Source organism: Pseudosulfitobacter sp. DSM 107133 (assembly GCF_022788695.1).
Classification (GTDB): Bacteria; Pseudomonadota; Alphaproteobacteria; order Rhodobacterales; family Rhodobacteraceae; genus Pseudosulfitobacter.
In genome coordinates this window covers 590,364-609,502 of the sequence record NZ_CP085154.1, presented here as the reverse complement: position 1 = coordinate 609,502, position 19,139 = coordinate 590,364, and the positions used below count along the sequence as shown (strand labels likewise).

15 protein-coding genes and 1 tRNA gene are annotated in these 19,139 nt (G+C 59.7%); 10 read left to right on the top strand and 6 right to left on the bottom strand.

Going from position 1 to position 19,139, the window contains the following annotated elements; translation table 11 throughout:
• Positions 1-48: 48 nt before the first annotated feature.
• From DSM107133_RS02895 to DSM107133_RS02860, 8 genes are all read left to right on the top strand, one after another.
• Positions 49-240: a DUF1799 domain-containing protein gene (locus tag DSM107133_RS02895; protein WP_240310437.1), complete on the top strand. Its 192-nt coding sequence runs from the start codon at positions 49-51 to the stop codon at positions 238-240.
• Positions 237-2,942 (top strand): phage tail length tape measure family protein, encoded by a 2,706-nt coding sequence (locus DSM107133_RS02890; protein ID WP_114292405.1) that lies wholly within the window; start codon positions 237-239, stop codon positions 2,940-2,942. Before DSM107133_RS02895 ends, DSM107133_RS02890 begins: the two co-directional genes overlap by 4 nt.
• Positions 2,943-3,013: 71 nt before the next feature.
• Positions 3,014-3,601, top strand: a complete 588-nt coding sequence (locus tag DSM107133_RS02885; protein ID WP_162791971.1) for a hypothetical protein — start codon at positions 3,014-3,016, stop codon at positions 3,599-3,601.
• 2 nt (positions 3,602-3,603) lie between these two features.
• On the top strand, positions 3,604-4,260 hold the full coding sequence (locus tag DSM107133_RS02880) for a hypothetical protein (protein WP_114292403.1): 657 nt from the start codon (positions 3,604-3,606) through the stop codon (positions 4,258-4,260).
• On the top strand, positions 4,257-4,667 hold the full coding sequence (locus DSM107133_RS02875) for a hypothetical protein (RefSeq protein WP_114292402.1): 411 nt from the start codon (positions 4,257-4,259) through the stop codon (positions 4,665-4,667). The genes DSM107133_RS02880 and DSM107133_RS02875 overlap by 4 nt, the downstream gene beginning before the upstream one ends.
• Complete coding sequence (locus tag DSM107133_RS02870; protein ID WP_243253578.1) at positions 4,668-12,395, top strand: phage tail protein; 7,728 nt, start codon at positions 4,668-4,670, stop codon at positions 12,393-12,395.
• Complete coding sequence (locus tag DSM107133_RS02865; protein ID WP_114292400.1) at positions 12,395-12,844, top strand: tail fiber assembly protein; 450 nt, start codon at positions 12,395-12,397, stop codon at positions 12,842-12,844. The genes DSM107133_RS02870 and DSM107133_RS02865 overlap by 1 nt, the downstream gene beginning before the upstream one ends.
• Positions 12,841-13,542: a DUF4376 domain-containing protein gene (locus DSM107133_RS02860; RefSeq protein WP_114292399.1), complete on the top strand. Its 702-nt coding sequence runs from the start codon at positions 12,841-12,843 to the stop codon at positions 13,540-13,542. Before DSM107133_RS02865 ends, DSM107133_RS02860 begins: the two co-directional genes overlap by 4 nt.
• Positions 13,543-13,813: 271 nt before the next feature.
• Here the strand turns inward: DSM107133_RS02860 and DSM107133_RS02855 are convergent.
• The 6 genes from DSM107133_RS02855 to DSM107133_RS02830 form a co-directional block, all read right to left on the bottom strand.
• A tRNA-Gln gene (locus DSM107133_RS02855) sits at positions 13,814-13,888 on the bottom strand.
• Positions 13,889-13,960: 72 nt separating this feature from the next.
• The gene (locus tag DSM107133_RS02850) at positions 13,961-15,277 is read right to left on the bottom strand and encodes a mechanosensitive ion channel family protein (protein ID WP_114292398.1); all 1,317 of its coding nucleotides are present in this window, start codon (positions 15,275-15,277) and stop codon (positions 13,961-13,963) included.
• Complete coding sequence (locus DSM107133_RS02845) at positions 15,274-16,266, bottom strand: NADPH:quinone reductase (protein ID WP_114292397.1); 993 nt, start codon at positions 16,264-16,266, stop codon at positions 15,274-15,276. The genes DSM107133_RS02850 and DSM107133_RS02845 overlap by 4 nt, the downstream gene beginning before the upstream one ends.
• A gap of 119 nt (positions 16,267-16,385) precedes the next feature.
• Complete coding sequence (locus tag DSM107133_RS02840) at positions 16,386-17,099, bottom strand: type 1 glutamine amidotransferase (protein WP_114292396.1); 714 nt, start codon at positions 17,097-17,099, stop codon at positions 16,386-16,388.
• The gene (locus tag DSM107133_RS02835) at positions 17,096-17,569 is read right to left on the bottom strand and encodes an aminotransferase class III-fold pyridoxal phosphate-dependent enzyme (RefSeq protein WP_114292395.1); all 474 of its coding nucleotides are present in this window, start codon (positions 17,567-17,569) and stop codon (positions 17,096-17,098) included. Before DSM107133_RS02835 ends, DSM107133_RS02840 begins: the two co-directional genes overlap by 4 nt.
• Positions 17,566-18,363, bottom strand: a complete 798-nt coding sequence (locus tag DSM107133_RS02830; RefSeq protein ID WP_114292394.1) for an IclR family transcriptional regulator — start codon at positions 18,361-18,363, stop codon at positions 17,566-17,568. Before DSM107133_RS02830 ends, DSM107133_RS02835 begins: the two co-directional genes overlap by 4 nt.
• A gap of 121 nt (positions 18,364-18,484) precedes the next feature.
• Here DSM107133_RS02830 and DSM107133_RS02825 point away from each other — a divergent pair, with 121 nt between their 5' ends.
• Together DSM107133_RS02825 and DSM107133_RS02820 are read left to right on the top strand one after the other, a co-directional pair.
• Positions 18,485-18,736 carry an aldehyde dehydrogenase family protein gene (locus DSM107133_RS02825; protein WP_240310436.1) on the top strand — a complete coding sequence of 84 codons (252 nt, stop codon included), beginning with the start codon at positions 18,485-18,487 and terminating at the stop codon, positions 18,734-18,736.
• Positions 18,697-19,137, top strand: coding sequence for an aldehyde dehydrogenase family protein (locus tag DSM107133_RS02820; protein ID WP_240310435.1), 441 nt, complete (start codon positions 18,697-18,699; stop codon positions 19,135-19,137). Before DSM107133_RS02825 ends, DSM107133_RS02820 begins: the two co-directional genes overlap by 40 nt.
• The last annotated feature ends 2 nt before the right edge of the window (positions 19,138-19,139 follow it).

Here is a 19,139-nt window from a genome sequence, read left to right as displayed (position 1 = left end):
ATCATTCGCCGCCCCCATCGCGGGATCTGGGAGTTGTGTCTGCCTGCGGTGCAGGCTTTCACCCGGATCTCGTCGCTCTTTCGCACACCAGGCGCATTTGGCGGGGTTTGCGGACTTGACTACGGCGGCGTGCGGGACGGCTTGGAAATGTCCGGTGTGACGATCACGCCAGAGCTTTGGGCGCAGATCCAATGTGTTGAGGCCGGAGCAATTGAAGCAGTGATGAGGAAGTTGCAGTGACATTCACGGTTCAGGGCACAGTTACGATCGACGGCAAGGAGGCCAAGATCACCCTGAAGGGGATCGGGGATGAAGCCAAGAAGGCCGGGGCCGAGGCCGAAGGCTTTGGCCGCAAAGGACGCGGCGCCGGTAAGGGCGCAAAAGAACTAGGTGACCAAACCACCTTTGCCGCCGGGTCTGTTTCGAACCTCACGGCTCAGTTCAATGATATCGGGGTGATGCTCGCTGCGGGTCAGAACCCGCTGCAACTGGCGATCCAGCAAGGCACACAGATCACCCAGGTGTTTGGCAATGCCGGGGCTGCGCAGGCAGGCATGATGCTCAAGCAGGCGCTAGTCAGCATGATCAACCCGCTCAACCTGATCACAATCGGTGCGATCGCGGGTGGGGCCGCATTGGTGCAGTGGGCAACAAGCGCCGCGTCTGCCAACGACAACGCTGGGCAATTTGAGGAGCAGCTTGAGGATCTCGACGCTGCGATATCTGATTACGCCAAGTCTGCTGATCTGGCCTTGATGACAACGGATCAACTGAAAGAGCGGTTCGGTTCCGCCAGTGAGGACCTGCAACTCACAATCAGTCTGCTTGAACAGATATCCAGAAATGAAGCGCAACGTTCGATCGATCAGGTTGCCAGTTCTCTGGGAGAGTTGATGGGGATCGCTGGTGACGGTGATCGCCGCACCGGTATTGCTGATTTCTTCGATTTGAACATCGGTTTGGCGTTTACTGACCAGCAGCGAGAAATGCGCACAGAAGCCAGAGCCCTGACAGCCGAATTTCTCGAGCAACAAACAGCGCTGACCGGTGCGGCGGGTGATTTGGGCCGCCAGATCGAAATCATGCGGCAAATGCTGTCCACGGCTCAGCAATTGGCTGAGGCCCGAGGCGGTATCAGCGCGGCTGAAGAAGCTATACTCAAGCAGATCGCCGAAACACTGCTAAAAATGGAGCAGCAACGGGGGAAAGTTAAAGAGCTAGAAGACGGAATGTCACGGGCGGAGATGAAATCGCGAGCGTTCTATGCGCAAAGTCGTATCGCATCTAACAAGGCACTCAGCTCCGCTCAGCAGCTCATCAAAGAATTGCAAACAGAAGCCAACATTCAACGCCTGATCGCCCAGTACGGCGAAGACAGCCGCCGGGTGGCCGAGGCCCGCGTCGCAGAGGAACGCCGGGTTTACGCTGCCACCAAGCTCACCGCCGACATGTCACAGAACATGAAAGACGAGATCATGCGGGCATGGGATGCGGCCAACGGCATGGCGTCCGTCGATATGGCGACGGCCATCGCGGCCGCTGCGGATCAAGCCAGCCGCATGGCCAATGAACTCGGCCGCGCGGTTTCCAACGCGATCGCACTCGCCAACCAGGGGGTCGGCGATGTTGAGCGTGCCCGGATCAACTACGAATTCCGCGACGATCCGCTCGGTCGCGCTGGTGCGCTCGCCGGTGCGGAGTTCGATAGTCGTACCCGTCCGGCCAGCGGCGCACCGCTGCCTGATGGTGCGGCACGATACATCGAACAGGAACGCGATGCCTTTGTCTCCGCGCGCATCGAGGCGGAGCGCTATAATCAAGAGCTTCAGGCGTGGCGGAAAGAAAAAACCGCTGTGGACCGCAAAGGGAGAGGCAACGACCGCGCGGCAGAGCGGGCCTCGAAACGCGAACAGCAAGCGATTGATGATCTGATCATCTCGCTGGAGGCACAACGTGATCTTCTGGCGGAAACCGACCCGGTGCAGAAGGAAATGATCCAGAACCGCAAGGTTCTGGCCGTTGCCACGGATGCCGAACGCAAAACTGTGCAACAGCTGATCGCGGCACGCATCCAGGAAGAAGCAGCGATCGAGCGCGCGACAGAGATGGCCGATCTGTTCGGGGACATCACCAGCAACGCACTCGATAGCCTTATTGTAAAAGGCGAAAAGCTCGATGACGTGCTGGCAAATATCGCGGGCAGTCTGATTGATGCAGGTATTCAGGCAGCTCTCTTTGGCGAAGGGCCCTTTGGATCGCTGTTTGGCGGCACCAGTATTTTCAGCGCAATTTTCCCGACACAGAAGAAAGCCGACGGCGGAATGATCTATGGCGCCGGTGGCAGCCGCGACGACAAGGTGCCGTTGTGGGGATCCGCCGGTGAATTTGTTGTCAACGCCAGCGCGACGTCGCGCAACCGTGCCCTTTTGGAGGCGATCAACTCAGGTACGTCGACACAACAACATGCGTCTGCCAGTGAGCCTACCGAACAAGGTAGTGCAGTAACGCCCAACCGCATTCTTTTGGAAGCAATCAATCTTGGTGCGTCGACCCAGAAACGCGCAGACGGCGGCATGATCTATGGCACCGGTGGCAGCCGCGATGACAAAGTGCCGTTGTGGGGATCCACTGGTGAATTCGTCGTCAACGCCAGCGCGACATCGCGCAACCGTGCCCTTTTAGAGGCGATCAATGCCGGTACTCCGATGCTGGGTTTGGCGAAGGGCGGCATGATTGGAAACCCCGCCAATGGGCAGGTTGCGCCCATGGGCGGCAACAATGGTCCCGTCACCATCAACGTCGATGTGACCGGCGCGCGCGGCAATACCGAAATCATGGAGGGGGTCCGGGAAGGTATTCGCCGGGGCCTCGAAGAATACGATCGCAATGTGCTGCCTGGTCGCGTGAGCGAGATATCAGATAGCCCACGGAGGGTTGGCTGATGCCTTTGACATTCCCGCTTTCAACCAGCGATTTCATGGACGAATTGCCCATTGCAAGAGTGTCTTTCGAATTGCCCGAAACCGTCGAGATGTCACGGGCAGCAGGCGGCGATCTGCTGACCGGCCGCATCGGGAATGACCTCTGGCAAGGCGAAGTCACGCTGGGCCGCCTGACCCGCGCCGAAGCCCGTGACGCCCTTGCACTGGTCGATGCCGTGCGGGGGCCGGGGCGATCCTTCTGCGCTTATCACGCGGCTTTTGCATACCCGCTTATGGATCCGACCGGTGCGATATTGGGCGCCGCAACGCCCCAGATCGCAACACTGGATACCGACACGCGGCTGCTCAGCCTCAAAGGTCTGCCTTCAGGCTATGTTCTCAGCAGGGGCGATTATCTGTCTTTCGAGTACCGCACTCCGGTTCGATACGCGCTGCATCGCATTCAGGAAATTTCCGTCACGGCAAATGGTTCAGGCGTCACACCCCTTTTTGAAGTGAACCCGAATATCCGGCCCGGAGCGGTGACGGATACGATTGTGCGCCTGATCAAGCCATTCTGCAAAGCAGTGATCGTGCCGGGCAGCGTCTCCAGCGGGCAGCAGACGCGCTTCACCCACGAAGGGCAGAGCTTCATGTTTCAGCAGACTTTGGGGACATAGCCATGCGAACTTTACCATCAAACATCCTGGCGCATCTTCAGGCGCGCGGCGCGCAGCATGCCCACCTCTTGGTCTGGTTTCAGGCGCGAAACCGGACAACCGGGGATGCGGAGACCATCGGCTTCTGGACGGGTGCGGATCACGAAGGCTTCCTTGTGGAGGGGGAGGTGCGTACCTATCTGGCGGCGGGCAATTTGTTGAAAATTCCGCCATTGGTCAGTGAGGTCGGATTGAGTGTCCGCACCACTCGCCTAACCCTATCCTCGATTTCCGAGGCCGTTCAGACGGCGGTTCTGGGCTATGAGCTGCGCCAAGCGCCCTGTCAGATGCACCTGGCCTACTTTGACCCGATCACTCAACAACTGATCGATGAGCCGGTTCGCATATTCAAAGGGTTTGTTGCGGGCGCAGAGATTTCGCGCCCTGAAGTCGGCGGCGAAGGCGTTGCAGAGATCAGCCTGTTAAGTTCGGCCCTTGCGCTCACGCGGACGTTGTCTCTCAAAAAGTCGGATACCGCTCTGCGGAACCGGCAACCGAATGACGCTTTCCGGCAATACACCGACGTCAGTGGATCCATCGAGACAGTCTGGGGTGAGGCTCGCGCAAACCAACCGACACCGACGGCTGCAAAATATGTTCCACGGGAGCCGACACGATGACGCATGGAAGACGCCAGGACTGGCATGCCAACTTGATCCAATACCTCAGCGAGGTCAGCCGCCGCCCATTTGCCGAAGGTCAAAATGACTGCGCTCTGTTTTTGGCAGGTGGGGTCAGGGCGATGACCGGCGTGGATTACGCCACCCTTTATCGCGGTCGTTACACCACTATTCGAGGAGGGCTTCGAATACTGCGTAAAGACGGTTTTAACGACCATGTAGAACTCGCCAAGCACCATCTGAAATCAAAACCGGTGGCCGTCGCGAACGCGGGGGATGGCGCTGTTATCGCAACCGATGAAGGCCAAGCGCTGGGGATCGTCCAGGGGGCGGCGGTCTATGTGCTTCGTCCAGCAGGCCTTGGGCTCGTCCCGCTGACAGACGCCATCTTGGCCTTGGAGGTCTAGATGGGACTCGTTCTTGCCGCTTGGAGCGCCATTTCGTCCACCTTCGTCGCATCTGCTTTCGGGCAGTTTCTGACAACAACCTTCTTGGGAAGGTTGCTGACATCGGTTGCCTTGTCCGCGCTGAAAGCAGCACTGATAAAGCAGCCAAAGGCACAGCAACCGGGGATCCGCACGCAGCAGACCCAAACCGGTGGGATCACACCTGCCTCGTTTGTTCTTGGTCGATATGCGACCGAGGGTCAGCTGGCCGCTCCTACGATGAGCCATACGGGTGAGGGTGGTGGACCAAATGCCTATCTCACCTATGTGATCGAATTGGGAGATATCCCCGGTCAAACCCTCGAGAGCCTCATTCTTGACGGGGAAGAGGTCCCGATCGAGGGCACCGATCACGCTGACTATGGTACGCCAATTGGCGGACGCTTCGGTGGTCAGGCCTGGATCAAATACTATGACGGGACCCAGACCTCCGCAGATCCGATGCTGGTCGACAAATATGGTGCGGACCCTGATCGCCCCTGGACTGTCGAAATGGTCGGGAACGGCATTTGCTACGCGATATTGACTTTCAAGTTCAAACGGGACGTGTTCACCAGCTTTCCCAGCGTCCGTTTCGTGGTCGGGGGCATTCCGCTTTATGACCCGCGCAAAGACACCAGCGTCGGCGGAGATGGCACTCACCGGTGGGGTGATGTCAGTACCTGGGAGGTGTCAGAGAACGTAGCGGTCCAGACCTACAATATCATGCGCGGCATCGATCTCGGCGGCGGGCACAAATGGGGCGGTGATGCAGAAGCGGAAGATCTGCCGCTGGCTGTCTGGTGGGCCGCGATGAACAAGGCAGACCTCGGAGTCGACCTCGAAGCTGGCGGCACTGAGCCTCAGTACCGCGCCTCCTATGAGGTCTTTGTCGATGACGAACCGGGCGGTGTTATCGAGGATATCCTGCGCGGCGCTGTGGGTGAGGTTTCAGAGGTTGGCGGCGTTTGGAAGATCCGCCTTGGTGGGCCCAGCCTTCCGATCTACTTTTTCACCGACGACGATGTGATCATAACCGAGGATGACAAGTTTGCGCCTTTCACTTCTGGCGCGGCACCGATCAATGGCGTGAACGCGACCTACCCGGATCCCGAAAGCCTCTGGGAGCCTCGGGACGCCCCGCCGCGTTTCAATGACACCTATGAGGCCGAAGATGGTGGTCAACGCAACGTGGGGGCATTGACGCTCTCGGCAACGCCCTATCCGACCCAAGTCCAGCGGGTGATGCGCAACTATGTTGAAGATGAGCGCCGGTTCCGTCGCCATACGCTCACATTGCCATCTGATGCGGTCCCGCTGGAACCACTCGATAGCGTATCGTGGGCTTCGGAACGCTTCGGCTATGAGGCCAAGGCATTCGAAATCAATGCCAACGTCGATCCCTTACTCACCGGCACGCCCCGTCTTACTTTGCGAGAAGTCGATCCCGCCGACGAGAACTGGTCCACCGACTATGAGCTGCCCGTCGCCTTGGTGCCGACAATCGTCACCCAGCCCACCCCGCAAACTGTGACCGGTTTTGCGGTCACGAGCTGGGGTGTCCCGAACGCAGACGGAACAGATGTCCGCCCCGCCCTGCGTCTGTCCTGGAACGGTGACCAGCCAGATGTGCGCGGTGTACAATGGGAGATACGCATTCCCGATGCTGCATTGGTGAATGCCGGTAGCACCCAAGATGTCGAAGCAGGGGCCGTCATTATTAGCGAGAGCATTCTGCCCGCGACGAACTACGAGGTGCGCGCTCGGTTTGTTGCTACCCGCAGTACCGCCTGGACACCTTGGCTAGCCGCTTCCACGCCTGATCTGAAACCCAGCCTCGGTGACTTGGGGGACGATGTCGCACAGGCAATTGCGGACGCCCAAGCATTGGCAGATGGGGTGGCGGCTGATCTCGCGGAGACCGAAGCCAAAGCCCAGTCTGTTCGTGATGACCACGATGCTCTTGTGGACGGGTTCACAAAGAACAATCTTGGAGAGCTTGAGGTTGACTATGTTGCTGCTGAATTGGCGGCGACCAATGCAGAGACAGCGCGAGACCAGTCGCAGGCTGCTCGTGATGCCGCCCAGAACGCTCAGTCCGCTGCCGAGGCTAACGCTGACGCTGCAAGTGTCTCCGCAGCCGCTGCTGTCGATGCGAAAGACCTTGCTGAAACAAATGCCACCAATGCGGCGTCTGCTGCGTCCGCCGCTGTCGATGCGAAAGTCCTTGCTGAAACAAATGCCGCCAATGCAGCGTCTGCCGCGTCTGCCGCCAGTAGCTCAGCCAGCGCCGCCGAAGCCGAAGCCATCGCAGCAGCTGCGAGTGCTACAACTTCCGCTGGACATGCTACGACCGCAAGCTCTGAAGCGGACGATGCCGCAGGCAGTGCATCGGCAGCGGCCGCAAGTGCAACGGTCGCTACTACCAAGGCTGGCGAGGCATCGACCTCTGCCAGCAATGCCGCAACCAGCGAAACCAACGCGGCGGGCAGTGCATCGTCAGCGGCGTCTTCAGAGACGGTGGCAGCGCAAGCCGGTACGGTTTCCGAGTCACGCGCTCAACGAAACCTTGTTGGTGATCCGAGCTTCGAGCATGATCTGGCTTTTTGGGCAGCCTCCGCTGGCGCAACGCTGAGCATCGAGCCCCATGGTCAGTCAGAACCAGCGCTGTCTAAAGCCCTGCGTTTTACAGATGCCGATGACGATGCCGGAGCCTATGCACAGCCCTATCCGGTTGGCGACTTCCAAGGTCGGACCCTGCGTTTCAGGTTCAAAGCCCGCAGCTCCGATGCCGGTTCATTTCTGAATGTGGGGATTGCCCGACGCCCTGAAGAAGGGGGGTTCAGCGGATCCCAGTATGTGTCGGTCGGGGCCGTCACGACCACGTTCCAGGATTTTGAAGTTGACGTGATCTATGACGCCCTGCCGACCTATGCCATCGGTCTCCGCTGGTTTCATTCAGGCGCCCCAACAGGGGCCTGGACCGAGATCACAGATGTCCACGTTGAGGATGTGACCGACAGCCTGGCCGCAGAGGCCAGTGCCGCAGCCAGCGCCACCAGTGCGTCCAACGCCGCCGCCAGCGAGACGGCGGCCGGCACGCAGGCATCGGCCGCCCAAACGGCCCGCACTGGGGCAGAGACAGCCCGATCCGGCGCAGAGAGTGCCGAGACGGCAGCAGCCACCAGTGCAAGCAACGCGGCCGGGTCTGAGAGCGCCGCATCCACTTCGGCCAGCAATGCCGCCACCAGCGAAGGGAACGCGGGCAGCAGTGCCACCGCTGCGTCCAATTCGGCAAGCCTGGCGTCTACAAAGGCCACCGAAGCCGGTGAAAGCGCCACAGCCGCGAACAGTAGCGCCAACACCGCCACCACCAAAGCGGGCGAGGCATCGACCTCGGCCAGCAATGCCGCAACCAGCGAGACCAACGCGGCGGGCAGTGCATCGTCCGCGGCGTCTTCGGCAATCGTCGCCGCCGATGCAAAGGACGATGCGGAGACAGCGGCAAGCGCAGCCTCTACCAGCGCCTCGAATGCTTCTGCAAGTGAAACGGCGGCGGGATCTTCTGCCTCAGCCGCTCAAGCTGCCCGCACAGGCGCTGAGACCGCTCGTTCGGGTGCAGAGACAGCTGAAACCAACGCTGCTTCGTCGGAAACGAACGCTGCTGTTTCTGCAAGCGCCGCGTCCACAAGTGCCTCCAACGCTGCTACCAGCGAGAACAATGCTGGGGACAGTGCTGATGCTGCCTCAACCAGTGCTAGTGTGGCGTCTACAAAGGCCACCGAAGCTGGGGTAAGTGCAACCGCAGCAGACAACAGTGCAAATGTGGCGTCCACAAAAGCTGGTGAAGCCTCAACATCAGCCAGCAATGCCGCAACCAGCGAAACCAACGCGGCGGGCAGTGCATCGTCAGCGGCGTCTTCAGAGACGGTGGCAGCGCAAGCCGGTACGGTTTCCGAGTCACGCGCTCAACGAAACCTTGTTGGTGATCCGAGCTTCGAGCATGATCTGGCTTTTTGGGCAGCCTCCGCTGGCGCAACGCTGAGCATCGAGACCCATGGTCAGTCAGAACCAGCGCTGTCTAAAGCCCTGCGTTTTACAGATGCCGATGACGATGCCGGAGCCTATGCACAGCCCTATCCGGTTGGCGACTTCCAAGGTCGGACCCTGCGTTTCAGGTTCAAAGCCCGCAGCTCCGATGCCGGTTCATTTCTGAATGTGGGGATTGCCCGACGCCCTGAAGAAGGGGGGTTCAGCGGATCCCAGTATGTGTCGGTCGGGGCCGTCACGACCACGTTCCAGGATTTTGAAGTTGACGTGACCTATGACGCCCTGCCGACCTATGCCATCGGTCTCCGCTGGTTTCATTTAGGCGCTCCAAACGGCTCTTGGACAGAGATCACTGACATCACTGTTGAAGACGTGACTGAAAGCCTCGCCGCTGAAGTTGCCGCCAGCGCAGCGGCCACCAGCGCCTCGAATGCTTCCGCAAGTGAAACAGCGGCTGGCTCCAGCGCCAGCGCGGCCCAGACAGCCCGTACAGGGGCCGAGACGGCTCGTTCAGGCGCAGAGACAGCCGAGACCAACGCAGCTACCAGCGAAACCAACGCGGCGGGGTCAGCTAGTGCTGCTTCCAACTCCGCTTCTCTAGCTGCCACCAGTGAGGGCAACGCAGGTAACAGCGCCAGCGCTGCTTCGACGTCGGCAGGTATCGCAACAACCAAGGCCAACGAGGCTGGAGAAAGCGCGACTACGGCAACCACCCAGAAGAATCTGGCTGAAACAGCAGCGGGCAACGCTTCCGCCAGTGCGTCCAATGCTGCATCAAGCGAGTCCAACGCGCTGGGTTCGGCCAACAGCGCCAGCAGCAGTGCGAGTGTGGCTGCTTCGGCATCCGATCTGGCAGCAATCAGATCCACAGGTAACATCTATGGTGATCCTTCAGCCATTGATGACACCAAGACATCTGGCTCTTCCGGTGGTGTCGCCACTGTCGTTACCCACGGTCAAACAGAACCCGCGTCCGCAAAAGCGTATCGAGCGACAGGTGATGGTGACAGCTTTGGTTTGTATCTGGATGCGATGGCTCCGTTCATCGTTCCTCCGGTGAACCGTAAGATCAGGCTGACAATGATGATCCGCTCGTCGCATGCAGGCTCCATCTATTTCATCCTTCAGGACGATGGCTCAGAGGTGGATACCAAAATCTCAGCAGTCACTACCGAGTTCAGCAAAGTTAGCGTTACTCAGGACACCACAACTCTGGCCACCACAGGAACCCTGAGATATCGGGTGATGGACTACGCAGGTGGTTCGGGTGACTGGTTTGAGATCACAGATGTCCACGTTGAGGATGTGACCGACAGCCTGGCCGCAGAGGCCAGTGCCGCAGCCAGCGCCACCAGTGCGTCCAACGCCGCCGCCAGCGAGACGGCGGCCGGCACGCAGGCATCGGCCGCCCAAACGGCCCGCACTGGGGCAGAGACAGCCCGATCCGGCGCAGAGAGTGCCGAGACGGCAGCAGCCACCAGTGCAAGCAACGCGGCCGGGTCTGAGAGCGCCGCATCCACTTCGGCCAGCAATGCCGCCACCAGCGAAGGGAATGCGGGCAGCAGTGCCACCGCTGCGTCCAATTCGGCAAGTCTGGCGTCTACAAAGGCCACCGAAGCCGGTGAAAGCGCCACAGCCGCGAACAGTAGCGCCAACACCGCCACCACCAAAGCGGGCGAGGCATCGACCTCGGCCAGCAATGCCGCAACCAGCGAGACCAATGCCGACGGAGCGCGGGCCGAAGCGGTTGTCGCTCAAGGATTGGCGGTGTCAGCAGCAACGACCGCTGGCGTATATGCAACTGGCAACCTTGTTTTTGACCCGGACGTCACGGACGATGCCAATTTCTCAAGCAGCCTCGGGGCGACGGTTTCAGTCGTTACACACGGTCAATCTGGTGTTCCCAGCCCGACCGCTGTGAAGGTCACTGACGATGACAGCAGTGGAGGGTTCTATTCCACTTTTAGACCAGTTGGATACGTTGAAGGACGAACCTATCGGTTAAGTGCTTTGGTTCGGTCGAATACCTCTTCCGGCAACGTCAACCTGGCCCTCTCCACAAACAACGAGGCTGGGGATAACCACATATCATTGACGGTGTCTCTACCCGATACGGTAGGCTCAACTTTCGTGCGGGTCAGCACAGATGTCACAATCACGGGGCGTACTGATCACAACAAAGCACGCCTGCGCGTCGGTTATAGTGGCAAGACTTCGGGCGATTGGGTTGAAGCGACAAACCTGCGGATCGAAGACATTACCGACTACTCGATTGTGTCCGGTGAGATCGACGACATCAAAGCGCTGACCGTTGACGGTGGAACTGCCCTTGGCGTTCTGATGACCCAACTTGACGTCAATGCGGGCGGGGTAAGCGCGACCATCGCCGCCCAAGGATCAGCGATTGCCGATCTCGAAGGCAATGCCTCGGCTGTCTACACATTCCGCGCCAAGGCTGGCGGTTCCGTTGGTGAGCTGGAACTTGTGGCTTGGGACGACGCGACCGGAGGCGGCAGCGTCATCACCATGTCAGCCGACACCATTTTTGCAAAGGGTCTGCTCAGCGCTGACAAGTTTGCGGCCGGAAACTCTAGCAATATGCTGTTCAACACCGACTATGCAGACGGCCTAGAGCACTTTGCCATTGGTAAAAACGGAGACGCTGGCGCTGATACAACCCTGGAAGTGAGAGCTGCTGGCTTGACCTATACAGACGGCGTCCGTCCAACAATCAGGTTGTTCCAAGACAGCGGCGATTCAACAGGCTTCGCCAATGTTTATGCCCGCCCTAAGAAGCAGGACGGCACCCTGTACTATCACGAGGTTGAGCCTGGGCGTACCTATGAGATGTCGGTTTACGTTTCTTCGCAGCGATGCACCGGTACGCTTTACATGATCTGGAGAGATTCTGCGGGAGCCCTGATTTCTTCGGATACATCAGCCTTCGGAAGTTTCTTTGGAAGCACAACAGACCCGTCTAGCTGGCCCCGACGCTGGATGAAGGCAACCGCGCCAGCGACTGCCAAATACGTCGACATCTACATCCAGAAGAGTGCCACCACTTCCAGCACGACCAGCTATATGTATCTGCATAACTGGATGCTGGCTCAGACCCATGGTGACGCCACACAGCCACAGGACTACAAGCCGCGTGGCACAACCTACATCGACGGCCAGAAGATCATCACCGGTTCGATCACAGCAGAATCCGGGGCGATCGGGGACTTGGCGGTTGGAACCTTGCAGATTGCTGGAGACGCCATCACGGTCCCAGCTTCAGCCTACTCCTATGAGTATTTCTACCCTGCCTCGGAGACTGTATGGGATGACTTGGTTTCTGTAACTCTCAACCGCCAAGGTTATCAAACTCACATCGAAGTAAGTGGCGCCATCGGAGCAGACCGCTCAGGAGGTGGTCAGTATGGAGCAATCGCCCAGCTTAGAGTTGTTAGAGGTTCGACATTGGTCTCTCCTACTTGGGGGCAGGGGTCGTGCTTCGGCGGTTCTCGTAATTCTTTCACTTTGAAGGCTCTGGATACAGACACCGGAACTGGGGCAGCCACTTATACCCTACAAGCAAAACGAACCCCTGAGAAAATCAATACGTTTGCGCCGATCATTGTCTGGCCCTCGATCACTGTTCAACAGAGGAAACGCTGATGCCTACTCTCTTTCTAGTTTATGACAACACCCTTGGTACAGCATCAGCACGCCCGATTATTAGATGGGGCGAGGCCGCAGATGCTGATCTTTCTCTGCAAGAACATTCGGCCAGTGAAACGGCGGTTGAGAACACTTCGGGTCTCCCCTTCGACCCGGACGAAACGACTGATTACAAGTATTACTATGATCCCTCTACCGGGGACGTATCATTTTCAGGCCTGCTGGCTGATCCGTGGTTTTACAGTTCGGAGTCGGAAGAATACCGGACGCAAAGAGACACACTTTTGGCAGAGTGCGACTGGACCCAGCTGCCCGACACAGCGCTATCAGCTTCTTGTGTTACTGATTTTGCCACCTATCGGCAGGCACTTCGGGATGTTCCCCAGCAGGGAGGTTTCCCCAGCACGATCACCTGGCCCACTCGACCCACTGAGGTAAACGCATGAAGAACATCCACGCCCACATCGCAACCGCCGACGTATTGGAGACGCATCACACACAGTCCTTTGGTCTGGAAACACCGTGGCCCTTCGGTCTGACGATACTGGCCCTTACAGCCGTCAAGGAGCGCGACAGTCGCACCGTCGATCTGGCGACTGTCGCGGTGCTGTCTCAGGATCAGCTGACCCAAGAGGCAATCCTGACCGAATATGACGTGCCATACGCAGTCAGAACAGCCGTAGAAGCCGGTTTGCCCCCTGAGATCGACCCCCGACCGATCAAAACCTTCGGCGAGGAGCTGGGTCTGACCGAGAATATGCAGGCCGAAATCCTCAACCGAAAGATCACTCAAGAACGGAACAGACGGATCACGGCCGGTTTTGAGTTCCAAGGAAACACCTTCGATTTCGACGAAGTGTCAAAGTCTCGCATCACGGGTGCAGCAACGCTTGCCGGTTTCGCGATTGGGGCAGGGGCTTTGGTTGATGACCTGTACTGGCATGGCGGCGAGGATCCCTTTGCATGGATCGCTCAGGACAACACGTTGGTGACAATGGATGCTCAGACCTGCTTTGCCTTTGGCCAGGCGGCTGCCGAGCATGAGAGCCTGCACATCTTCGCAGCCCGCGCTTTGAAGGATGCAGCAGAGCCGGTTCTCGATTTCGCTGAGGATATCCATTGGCCGGGGTATGTTCCCGTCTAGTTTGCTCGCGACAGCTACTCAACGTTCTGATGCTGTTCACACCCCGTTTAATGGCGCTTAAAAGTGCTGACAAATAAGCTTCGTTTTTCTGCCAACATTTTCTTCGCGCTACAACTGGAGAGCTCTCTAGCCCGTGGCCATGTGGTAACCGGCTCGTAGGTTATGGCTTTCAGCTACCCGTAGCACCCGCATAGGTTGCTGGGGCATAAAACAGGGGCATTCCCGGCGACGGGGGTGCTCCGGGTGCTTGGTTCACTGGTGCAAGAAGAAGTGGCTGGGATGGTAGGATTCGAACCTACGGTACACTGTACCAAAAACAGTTGCCTTACCACTTGGCTACATCCCAACGTGTCGCGCTAATTAATGCCCACTTGCCGCAGGTGCAAGCCCAAAAACCGGCAAATCGTACATGACGTGTTCATTCTTCTTCGCCTTCCCGTGTCAGAAGATCCTTGTCCGCCCGCTCGGCGCGTTCCTGATCCACGATTTTCTCCAATGCCTCGTTCTGCGTCGACTGAACGTCCTCGGTTTCGACCTCCCGAATGACAACCGCGGGCTTGGCAGGGGCGTCGGGCTTGCTGGCAGGGGATACCACGCGGAACGTCGGCTCCGGCATTTCGATTCCCGCGGCATCGAAGGCAATCAGCACCTGCCTGATCGATTCGCCCCGCGCCAGTGCAAAGCCGGTTTCGTGCTGGTCGATCCAGCCGGTGACACGGATACCGATGGTGCTGTCGCCGATGGTCTCGATCCAGATCGCAGGGGCGGGTGTGGCAAGCACAAAGGGCAGCTTGTTCACTGTTTCCAGCGCCAGCGCCTTGGCGGCGGCCAGATCGGTCGCGGGGGCCACCCCCACGTCAAAGACAAAGCGGCGCTCGGCATTTCGGGTGTAGTTGATGATCCGGCTTTTGAAGACCATCGAGTTGGGGATGCGAATCTGGTTGCCGTCAAAGCTGAGCAGGATCGTGGCGCGGCTGGTCAGGCTGATGACCTTGCCCACGTCGCCTTCGATCTCGACGGTGTCATTGGGGCGGAACGGCTGGCGGAACGACAGCATGATCGAGGCAATAAAGTTTTCAACGGTGTCGCGGACTGCAAAACCGATGGCCAGACCGACGATCCCCGCAGCCCCCAGAATGGTGCCCAAAAGCGCGGTGGCGTTCAGAATGTCCAGTGCGATCACAATGCCCGCGACGACAAACACCAGCCGCACGATCTGGCGGTAGATATCCGCGATAAACGCATTGGGTGCGATGCGCTCCCATGGGTATTTCGCACGGGCCAGCAATACGCCTGCCAGCACCACCAGAGCAAAGGCCAGCAGCGCCACGCCCAAGAGCGGCACCATGGCGACGGCCTGCATCATCCGCGTCTTGAACCGCTCGTAGGCCGGGTTCAGCCGTTCGACCACATCTGTGGTCTCTGTCACCTCGTTTTCGATGGCGACGACACCCTTCACCCGGCCGACCAGATCGTTCAGCCGTGTGGCGGTGGCCGCATCCAGCGTCGTACCGCGCAGGGTCACGATCCCCGAAGACACCGTAACCGTGACGTTTGAATAGCCGTCCAGTTCGGCCATGATATCGCGGATGCGCACGGCAATCGCGGCATCCTGTTCGGCGCTGTCCTCGACGGTGATCTCGCCCTGGGGCTGTGACGTTGTCTGGGCGCAGACCGGAGCGCAAAGCACCGTGGCCAGCGTCAGGACTGCAAGCAGATGGCGCAACATGTTCATTTGCCCACCTCGACCAGCACCGCGCCGTGACGCGCGCCTTTTTCCACCGCTTCGTGGGCGGCGGCGGTGTCGGACAGGGCAAAGACCTGTTCAACCGGAATGCGCAATGCGCCGTCGCTCAGCGCAGTGTGCAGGCGTCTGATGATCGCCTGACGCTGGTCCGGTGGCAGCAGGTAGATCAGGATGGCTTCGACGGTTGCCGCTTTGAACATCAATTCGAGAAAGTTGAAATCCGCGCGCGGCTGGGCGGCTGATCCATAGGCCGCGATGGTGCCGCCCTGGGCGATCAGCGCGATGTCCGTGGCGATATTGGTGCCAAACTCGGGCTCGATTATGCGGTCGACCGGCTTGCCATCGCTGGCGGCCAAAACCTTGGCTGTCAGATCGGTGTCGGTGAAATCCACGACTTCGGCGGCACCGGCAGCGCGGGCGCGCTCTGCCCCTGCCCCGCGCGCCGTGGCGATCACATGCGCCCCGCCCCAACGCGCCAGCTGCACCGCAAGCAGCCCCACTGTGCCGGCACCGCCCTGCACCAGCACGGTCTTGCCGCGCACGTCACCGCCGCCGAACACCGCATGGCAGGCCGTCAGCCCCGGAATACCAAGGCTTGCACCCGTCTGCATGTCAACGCCATCGGGCAGTTCAACCGCCTGTTCGGAAGGCACGGCAATCTGTTCGGCGCAGGTGCCAAAAGCGCGCTGCCACTGCCCGTTCCAGATCCAGACCCGTTGACCGATGCGCGCAGGATCAATCCCCGCGCCCACAGCCGAAATCGTACCCGCCCCGTCACTGTGCGGGGTGATCCGGGGAAAGGGTGGTTTGGTCACGCCCGGACGGGTGCCGCCGCGCGCCTTGACGTCAGAAGGGTTTACGCCGGAAAATTTCAGATCGACCAGAACCTCGCCGGCGCCGGGTTCGGGGGTCGGCCTGTCGGTCAGGCTCAGGACGTTGGCCGCCGGGCCAAAGCGGTCATAGAAAATAGAACGCATGAAATTGATTCCCTTCAATGTCTTGACGACAGACTACCCCCGCCGCTGCGAAATGCCAGCGTGGCGCAGGTTGGAATCGGTCTTGGGCAGGTCCATTGCTATGGTTTCGGCGCGCGCCTTTACGGACTGCCGCCGAAAAATCGCGTCGCCCAAGCGGCAAAGATGTCGCCATGTGAGTCCATGCCTGCACGGGCCTCGGCCACTTCTACGTCGGTGGCCGACAGCACATGTTTGGTGGCGTCCAGAACACCCGCCATGAACCGGTCGGTGAACTCGGGGTGACCCTGCGTGGTGATGATATGATCGCCCTTGGCGAAGCCTGCGTTGATACAACCGGGGGAATGCGCGATGCGTCGGCATCCTTCGGGCAGCTGTGTCACCGTGTCGTGGTGAAAGCTGTGCAGGTTCAGATCCTCCTGCGCGGGTTGCATCCAGTCGAACTGCTCAAGAAACGTGTGGGTTTCCACGCCGATGTTCCAGTCTGCCTGCGCGACCGTCCCGCCCAGAGCCACCGCAATCGCCTGATGGCCGAAACAGACCCCCAACAACGGCTTGCGCGCGGTATCGGCCCGCCGGATGAAATCGTAAAGCGGGGCAAGAAAGTCCATCCCGTGCAGCACCGATTCCGGGCTGCCAGTGATCAGATAGGCATCTTGCTCGTCGACATCCTGCGGCACCTCGCCGCCGACAGCCATATAGACGCGATAGCTGAACCGCTGGTCCTGCGCATCAAACAGATCGCGAAAGCGGTGGGAATCGTCGGGAAAGGCGTCTCCCACCTCGATGCTGCGGTCATGGTTGACCTGAAGAATGCCCAGCTTCAGACGGCTCATGCCGAAACCATTGCCTTCAGGCCGGTTTCTGTCGCCAACAGGATCTTTTCCACATGGCTGGCATCAATAACCAGAGGCGGCGAAAAGATCGCGTTGTTGCCCGACACACGGATCATCACGCCGTCGTCATAAGCGGCTTTCTGGAACGCAAGCCCGGCGGCACTGGCCGCCGGTGCCTTGGTCTTGCGGTCGGTCACGAATTCGATGGCGCACATCAGCCCTTCGCCGCGCACGTCACCGATAATCTCGTGATGATCGGCCAGCGCGTGCAAGCCTGCCTTAAGCTTTGCCCCCATGGCCGCCGCGTTTTCCCACGGCTTGATGCGAATGATTTCCTCGACCGCCGCAACGGCAGCCGCTGCGCCGCCGGTGATGATTGCTGGCGGGTTGGCCATGCTGTCGGCGGGGTGCGCCATCGGATGCCACATGTGCCGCGCGTTGTTTTCTTTCAGGAAGTTGCTGTCCTTCATGTCTCGGACCTTTCTGGCTCCCTGTGCCCGTTGTTCCAGATATATGTGATATTTGCCGGCACAATGCCCCCAAGCCGCGCTGTCAGATCAAATCCGTGCGCCACCAGCAGGGCCGCGATGTCTTCGGGCTTGTGGCCCCGTGCCGTGGGAAAGGCGATCGAACAGGCACCCGACACGCTGCCCTGCGCATCAAACACCGGTATCGCAACCGATGACACACCCTGCTCCAGCACATCGCGGGTCTTGGCAAAACCGGCCTGACGCACCGACAGAACGTCTTGCTGCACTGCGTCCATTTGCACCTGCACGCCACGCCTTGCGGAATGATCCGCGGTTGCGGCCTTCACGAAGGCCTCGGATGAAAAGGCAAGAATCACCTTGCCCGAGGACGTATCGAACAGCGGCGGCAGGCTGTTGGCATCAAAGCTGACGCGCACCGGGTGATCGTGTTGTTCGGCGTAGCAGATACTGACCAGATCAAAGCCGCGCAGCTGGGACAGGTGCACCAGTTCGCCCGCCTGCTGCGCGATAGTCTCGACCACCGAAGACACCATATCGCCCGCATCAACGGTGCGCGCCCGCATCGCGGCCAGCCGTGTCAGCGCATGGCCCAGCCGGTAGGCACGCGTGCCTGCGTCTTGTTCCAGAAACCCCGCATCGGCCAAAGCAACCAGATGACGGTGCACCGTTGCCTTGTCACGCCCCGCCAGCCGCTGCACCTCGCCCAACCCCAAGGCCGGGCGCGCAGGCGTGAACAGGTCAAGCAGGTGCAAGGCTTTGGCGATCGTGGACATACGGCGTGCGCCCTCCCTGGCGCGAGATGTGTTGCGCAAAGGTTCGCGCGACTCGCCTTGCAATTCAATATATTTCTGAAACCGCTAGTTCAAATAATGAACCACCCTGAGAGGACACCCCTTGGATCAAGCCACAATCGACGCATTGCGCACCCTCTCCATCCCCGATCAAATGCATCTGATCGACGGCCAGCATGTTGCCGCGCAATCCGGCGCACTGATCGACGTGTTCTCGCCCATCGACGGCACACGGCTGACCGGCATTGCAGCAGGCACCAAAGCCGACGCCGACCGTGCGGTCGCCGCCGCGCGCCGCACCTTCGAGGCAGGGACATGGGCCAAACAGCCCCCGCTGAACGCAAGAAGGTGCTGATGCGACTGGCCGATCTGATCGAAGCCGAAGCCCTTGCGCTGACGGTTCTGGGTGTGCGCGACAACGGCACCGAAATCGCCATGGCACTCAAGGCCGAGGCGATGTCCTGCGCCGCAACTTTCCGGTATTATGCCGAAGCCATCGACAAACAATACGGCGAGATTGCCCCGACAGCCCCCGGTACACTGGGGCTTGCCGCCGGCGTGTTTACCGCTGGATTGTCGCGCGCGCACCGCATGATCGCGGCCATCCGGTCGGGTGTTGTGCATGTGAACACATACGGTGGCGCAGATCTGACCGTGCCGCTGTCAGGGCACAAGCAATCGGGCAACGGGTCAGACAAAAGTCTGCATGCCATAGAAAAGTATCAAGACCTGAAAACAGCCTGGATCGCTTTGTAAGG

Coding starts and splice junctions, on each gene's coding strand:
- DSM107133_RS02870 (WP_243253578.1), top strand. CDS start 4,668: ATGGGACTCGTTCTTGCCGCTTGGAGCGCCATTTCGTCCACCTTCGTC.
- DSM107133_RS02820 (WP_240310435.1), top strand. CDS start 18,697: ATGGGCCAAACAGCCCCCGCTGAACGCAAGAAGGTGCTGATGCGACTG.
- DSM107133_RS02875 (WP_114292402.1), top strand. CDS start 4,257: ATGACGCATGGAAGACGCCAGGACTGGCATGCCAACTTGATCCAATAC.
- DSM107133_RS02845 (WP_114292397.1), bottom strand. CDS start 16,266: ATGCGTTCTATTTTCTATGACCGCTTTGGCCCGGCGGCCAACGTCCTG.
- DSM107133_RS02830 (WP_114292394.1), bottom strand. CDS start 18,363: ATGTCCACGATCGCCAAAGCCTTGCACCTGCTTGACCTGTTCACGCCT.
- DSM107133_RS02835 (WP_114292395.1), bottom strand. CDS start 17,569: ATGAAGGACAGCAACTTCCTGAAAGAAAACAACGCGCGGCACATGTGG.
- DSM107133_RS02840 (WP_114292396.1), bottom strand. CDS start 17,099: ATGAGCCGTCTGAAGCTGGGCATTCTTCAGGTCAACCATGACCGCAGC.
- DSM107133_RS02860 (WP_114292399.1), top strand. CDS start 12,841: ATGAAGAACATCCACGCCCACATCGCAACCGCCGACGTATTGGAGACG.
- DSM107133_RS02865 (WP_114292400.1), top strand. CDS start 12,395: ATGCCTACTCTCTTTCTAGTTTATGACAACACCCTTGGTACAGCATCA.
- DSM107133_RS02880 (WP_114292403.1), top strand. CDS start 3,604: ATGCGAACTTTACCATCAAACATCCTGGCGCATCTTCAGGCGCGCGGC.
- DSM107133_RS02850 (WP_114292398.1), bottom strand. CDS start 15,277: ATGAACATGTTGCGCCATCTGCTTGCAGTCCTGACGCTGGCCACGGTG.